This window comes from Brevundimonas sp. (genome assembly GCF_032107865.1).
Classification (GTDB): Bacteria; Pseudomonadota; Alphaproteobacteria; order Caulobacterales; family Caulobacteraceae; genus Brevundimonas.
In genome coordinates this window covers 1-3496 of record NZ_DAMCNG010000257.1, presented here as the reverse complement: position 1 = coordinate 3496, position 3496 = coordinate 1, and the positions used below count along the sequence as shown (strand labels likewise).

The window sequence follows — 3496 nt, the reverse complement described above, 5'->3', positions numbered from 1 at the left end:
CGAGCGCCCCGACCAACGCGACGAGACCCTGTGGGAGCATCTACAGGCCCAGGCCTCGGCCGCCGGCTTCAGCCCTGCCGACCACGCCATCGCCCTGACCCTGATCGACGCCACGGACGAGGGCGGCTATCTGCGCGCGGACCTGGGCGAGATCGCCGAACGACTGGGCGTGGACGAGGCGCGCATCGAGGCCGTGCTGGCCGTCTGCCACGGCTTCGAGCCGACCGGCGTCATGGCCCGCTCCATTCCCGAATGCCTGAAGCTGCAGTTGATCGAGCGCAACCGCTTCGATCCCGCCATGGGCGCCTTGCTGGACCATCTGGAGTTGCTGGCGCGGCGCGACCTGGCGGCCCTGCGCCGCGTCTGCGGCGTCGACGCCGAGGATCTGGTCGAGATGATCGCCGAGTTGAAGGCCCTGACGCCGCGCCCCGGCGCCGGTTTCGGCGGCGAACCGGCCCAGACGGTCGTGCCCGACGTCCATGTGCGCCCCGACCCGGCGGGCGGTTGGCGGATCGAGCTGAACACCGACACCCTGCCCCGCCTGCTGGTCGACAAGCGCTATCACGCCGTGGTGGCGGCCGGGGCCCGTTCGGACACGGAGAAGACCTTCGTCGCCGACTGCGCAGCCCAGGCCAGCTGGCTGGTCAAGTCGCTGGACCAGCGCGCCCGCACCATCATGAAGGTGGCGTCCGAGATCGTGCGCCAGCAGGACGCCTTCCTGGCCTTCGGCGTCGAGTTCCTGCGGCCCCTGACCCTCAAGACGGTGGCCGAGGCCATTGAGATGCACGAATCGACGGTCAGCCGCGTGACCTCGAACAAATACGTCTCCACCCCGCGCGGGGTGTTCGAACTGAAGTTCTTCTTCACCGCCGCCATCCAGTCCAGCGACGGCGGCGCCGCCCACTCGGCCGAGGCCGTGCGCCAAAGAATCAAGACGATGATCGACGGCGAATCCGGCGACGGCGACGTGCTGAGCGACGACCGCATCGTGGAGATTCTGAACGAGGCCGGCATCGACATCGCGCGGCGTACTGTGGCGAAATATCGCGAGGCCCTGCGCATTCCCTCGTCGATCCAGCGCCGCCGCCTGATGAAGGCCGGCTGACCCCTTCTCAAGCGTCACCACAAATCGGTGATCGGCATTGACACCAAAGCCAGTCAGTCGCGTTCTAGGGACATGAAGATCCAAGTCAGCGGCAAGCAAGTGGATGTCGGCGAAGCGCTAAGCTCGCGCATCTCCCAGGAACTCGAAGAGGGCATCGGCAAGTATTTCGCCCGCGGCGCCCAGGACGCCGAGGTCGTGGTGTCCAAGGATCGACACGGCTTCCGGGTCGATTGCTGGGTGCGCCTGGCCTCGGGCCAGTCGCTGGTGACGACCGGCTTCGGCGGCGACGCCCAGGCGGCCTTCGCCGACAGCCTGGCCAAGCTCGAGAAGCGCGTGCGCCGCTACAAGCGCCGCCTGAAAGACCACCACATCGGGCCCAAGGGCCTGTCGCCCGAAAAGACCGAGAACGCGGCGCGCGAAGTCGCCGCCCTGACCATCTTCCGCGACCCCGACACCGTCGAGGACGAGGAATTCGGCGAGGCGGGTCTGCCGGGCGAACCGCCCCCCGTGGGCATGGTCATCGCCGAGACCGAGGCCGAGATCCGCACCCTGACCGTGGGGCGCGCCGTGGCCGAACTGGATATGACCGGCTATCCGCTGGTGATGTTCCGCAACGCCGCCCACGGCGGGCTGGCCGTGGTCTATCGTCGGCCCGACGGCAATGTCGGCTGGATCGATCCGCAACGCACGATCAAGGGTGCTGCGGTCCAAGCCGTCGGCTGAGGCTTCCTCAGGAAGGGCGAAGGCGCTAAAGAGCACCCGCCCTTCCGCCAATGTCGGGTTCGATTTTCGGGGTAAGTATGGACATCGCTGATTTGCTGTCGTCGGACGGGATCGTCCTGCGGGGCGGGGCGTCATCCAAACGTCAGGCCTTGCACGCCGTAGCCGAAGCCTTCGGCGCCGCCTTCGACCTGGACGCCGACAAGGCGTTCGAGGCCCTGCAGGAGCGCGAGGCCCTGGGCTCGACGGGCCTGGGTTCGGGCGTCGCTGTTCCACACGCCCGCATCAAGGGGTTGGACCGCGTCTGCGCTGTCTTCGTGCGCCTGGACACGCCCGTGGCCTATGAATCGCTGGACGATCGCCCGGTGGACCTGTTGTTCGCCCTGTTCGCGCCTCTGGACGCGGGGGCCGAGCATCTGCGGGCGCTGGCGGCGGTGTCGCGCGCCCTGCGCTCGCCCGAACTGCGCGAACAACTGCGCCAGGCGCGGACCGTGGACGCCATCCGCGCCCTGTTCGTCAAGGATGTGTCGAAGACCGCCGCCTGAGCGGTCTTCCTCACGTCTTCATCCCGTTTTCAGGGACGGCGCTGTTTTCAAGACGCCTAGTGGACCGACATCGGTTCCAGGTCATGCGCCACGGCGGCCGCGAAGGCGGTTTCTCGATCCAGCATGACGGCCAGACGCTCGCCGTCCGCGCCATGCACGGCGTAGAGGATCTGATCGGGGTCGATTTCGACATCGGCGGCCGTCTCGACCCGAGCGTCCTCCAGCACGTCGGAGGCGCGGATCGCGCGGACATAGACCAGCTCCGGGGCGCCGAAATCGGCGAAGTCCTTCGTATTCATGTTAGGCGTCATAAGACCGCCTCCTTACGCTTGACTGAACGCCTGGAAAGCCAGGCGGTTCGACGGCTGTTCAGCCCGTCGTGATGGGTATGCGTCGCACGCTGCGTTCCTGTTCCGGACGGATCAGCTCGACGTGCAACAGGCCGTGCTCCAGCCGGGCGCCCGCGATCTCCAGCCCGTCGGCCAGGACGAAGTTGCGGACGAAGCCGCGCGCCGCGATGCCTCGGTGCAGAAAGGCCTGAGGGTCGCGACCGGCGTCCTCGCGCTTGCCGGTGATGGTCAGTTGGCGCCCTTCAACCGTGACCGACAGCTCTTCGGGCGTGAAGCCCGCCACGGCCAGGGTGATGCGCACAGCCGCCTCGCCGAGTTGCTCGACGTTATAGGGCGGGTAGGACTCAGCCGCCGCCTTGGCCGCCCGATCAATCAGAGCGCGCGTATGGTCGAAGCCCAACAAGAAGGGGCTGTCGAACAGCAGGGTGCGTGCAGTCATGGGGCCCTCGCAATCAAGCGACCTCGGCCGTCCGGCGCCCCCCATGATCGGCGAAGCGCCCGGCCGCTGTTACAGATGGGGGGACTGGCTCTGGAGGTCAACGGCAGGCGACGCCCGTCAGCGTTCATGGTCCATACACATTGAAACCTTAACTGTGGGCTTCGCGTTCTCGCGACCATAGGTCGCTATCGAAAGGATTTTCCCATGCGCGCCAAGATCGCCGTCGCCGGTCTGAGCATCGCCGCCCTGCTGGGCGCCGCCGCCTGCACCACGACCGACCCCTACAGCTCCGCGCCGCGCCGCAACAACACCGCCACCGGCGCCGTCGCCGGCGCTC

Annotated in this window: 5 protein-coding genes; 3 read left to right on the top strand and 2 right to left on the bottom strand. The window is 67.6% G+C overall.

Annotated features, from left to right (window positions below):
• The 3 genes from rpoN to RT567_RS15050 all read left to right on the top strand — a co-directional run.
• On the top strand, positions 1-1105 hold a 1105-nt coding region (gene rpoN, locus RT567_RS15060; protein WP_313577058.1), incomplete at its 5' end, for an RNA polymerase factor sigma-54.
• 72 nt (positions 1106-1177) lie between these two features.
• Positions 1178-1828, top strand: a complete 651-nt coding sequence (hpf, locus tag RT567_RS15055; protein ID WP_313577057.1) for a ribosome hibernation-promoting factor, HPF/YfiA family — start codon at positions 1178-1180, stop codon at positions 1826-1828.
• A 77-nt stretch (positions 1829-1905) separates the two neighbouring features.
• A complete protein-coding gene (locus RT567_RS15050; RefSeq protein WP_003163938.1) occupies positions 1906-2370 on the top strand; it encodes a PTS sugar transporter subunit IIA in 465 nt (154 codons plus the stop codon).
• A 56-nt stretch (positions 2371-2426) separates the two neighbouring features.
• On the opposite strand, the gene RT567_RS15045 is transcribed toward RT567_RS15050, so the two are convergent.
• Positions 2427-2681, bottom strand: coding sequence for a DUF1150 family protein (locus RT567_RS15045; RefSeq protein ID WP_313577056.1), 255 nt, complete (start codon positions 2679-2681; stop codon positions 2427-2429).
• Positions 2682-2739: 58 nt separating this feature from the next.
• Positions 2740-3159, bottom strand: coding sequence for an Hsp20 family protein (locus tag RT567_RS15040; protein ID WP_313577055.1), 420 nt, complete (start codon positions 3157-3159; stop codon positions 2740-2742).
• Between the last annotated feature and the right edge of the window lie 337 nt (positions 3160-3496).

Excerpts from the sequence above, each read along its gene's own strand:
- hpf (WP_313577057.1), top strand. The coding sequence starts at position 1,178 with ATGAAGATCCAAGTCAGCGGCAAGCAAGTGGATGTCGGCGAAGCGCTA.
- RT567_RS15050 (WP_003163938.1), top strand. The coding sequence starts at position 1,906 with ATGGACATCGCTGATTTGCTGTCGTCGGACGGGATCGTCCTGCGGGGC.
- RT567_RS15045 (WP_313577056.1), bottom strand. The coding sequence starts at position 2,681 with ATGACGCCTAACATGAATACGAAGGACTTCGCCGATTTCGGCGCCCCG.
- RT567_RS15040 (WP_313577055.1), bottom strand. The coding sequence starts at position 3,159 with ATGACTGCACGCACCCTGCTGTTCGACAGCCCCTTCTTGTTGGGCTTC.